Origin of the sequence: Kutzneria sp. 744 (genome assembly GCF_000568255.1) — a bacterium.
In the GTDB taxonomy this organism is placed as follows: domain Bacteria; phylum Actinomycetota; class Actinomycetes; order Mycobacteriales; family Pseudonocardiaceae; genus Kutzneria.
The window spans coordinates 10144819-10146340 of the sequence record NZ_KK037166.1; the positions used below are offsets into that span (position 1 = coordinate 10144819).

Consider the following 1522-nt stretch of genomic DNA (forward strand, 5'->3'; position numbering starts at 1 on the left):
GCTTCACGCGGGATTGCGGGCCAGCAGCAGCGCTCCCCGCAGCGACGACAGGCCACCGAGCGCCGCGGCCTGGACCGGGGGCGTGGGATGGCCGGCGCGGCCGAGCGTGTGGACGTGTTCCGCCACCACGTCGACGAATCCTGGCAGGCCGTCGGCGAAGCCGCCACCCACGACGGCGACGCCGGGACGGACCACTTCGGACAGTGTGACCACCGCCGTCGCCACGGCCTCGCAGGACTCGACCACCGCCGCCAGGACGTGCTCGTCACCGGCCAGCCAGCCGGCTCGCAGGTCCGCGAAGTCGACGCCGGCCCGGCGCAGGGTGGCCGGTCCGGACGCCACCGCCTGCAGGCAGCCGCGCCGCCCGCAGTCGCAGATCGGGCCGTGGCGGTCGATCACCATGTGCCCGACCTCGCAGGAACCCTTGCCCAGGCCGGGAATCAGCCGTCCGTCCAGCACCACTCCGCCGCCGATGCCAGTGCCGACTCCGACGTACACGATGTCGTCGTGGCCCGCGTGCGCAGCTTCGGCCAGCGCCGCCAGGTCGCCGTCGTCGGCGTAGCGGACCTCCGTGCCGTCGAACAGGTCGCGGAGTTCGGCGCCGAATGCGAAGCCGTCCCAGGACGGCCGGCCCGGCCACGTGGTCACGCGTCCCTCGGGGTCCACCGTCGCCGGCATCGCCACGCCGACACGGTCGTACGCGCCGCCGAGGTCACGCACGGCCGACGCCAGCGCCCCCAGGTCGTCGGCCGGGGAGGCGTCCGGCCGCCAGCGAAAGGTGTTGTCCGCGACGACATCGCCTTCGGCCCGCAGCGCGACCTTGGTGCCGCCGATGTCGATTCCCAGCCAGGTAGCCACCCGCCGATCCTGCCGTCCGCGCGACGGGCCGGGCGAGTGGACCGGCGAAGTGAGGGGGTGGTTAGGGGACCCCGGCCGTCGCCGGGCTGGTTTCCTGGAAATCCTTACCCACCAAGGAGTGCATGATGGACGGCATCACGGGCTCGACTCGGCTGTACGCGGTTGTGGGGGACCCGGTCCGACAGGTGCGGGCGCCCGGGATGCTCAACACGTTCTTCGCCCGCGCCGGCATCGACGCGGTGCTGGTGCCCGTGCACGTGCGTCCGGCGGATCTCGCGGCCACCGTCCTCGGCCTTCAGCTCGTCCAGAACCTGGACGGCCTGCTGATCACGGTGCCGCACAAGGTCGCCGTGCGCGACTTCGCCGACGCGGTGAGCCCGGCCGTCGAGTTGTCCGGCAGCGCCAACGCGATGCGTCGTGAGCCGGACGGCACCTGGTACGCCGAGAACTTCGACGGCGCGGGCTTCCTGGCCGGGCTGCTGGCTTTCGGCCACGATCCGGTTTTTTTTGACGGTCACGGTGGTCGGGGCCGGCGGTGCGGGCAGCGCCATCGCGCCCGCGGTGCTGACCGCGGGCGCGGCGACGGTGCACCTGTTTTTACGTCGACACCGGCCGCGCCGCCGCGCTGGCCGCCCGCCTGGAGCGCCGCTGGCCGGGACGCACC

2 protein-coding genes are annotated in these 1522 nt (G+C 73.5%); one reads left to right on the forward strand and one right to left on the reverse strand.

Annotated features, from left to right (window positions below):
• Nucleotides 1-3: 3 nt before the first annotated feature.
• Entirely contained in the window at nucleotides 4-858 is an 855-nt protein-coding gene (locus tag KUTG_RS46220; protein WP_043726257.1) for an ROK family protein, read from the reverse strand.
• Between the two features lie 125 nt (nucleotides 859-983).
• Here KUTG_RS46220 and KUTG_RS46225 point away from each other — a divergent pair.
• A partial coding sequence (locus KUTG_RS46225) for a shikimate dehydrogenase family protein (protein ID WP_369794594.1) occupies nucleotides 984-1522 on the forward strand: 539 nt, incomplete at its 3' end.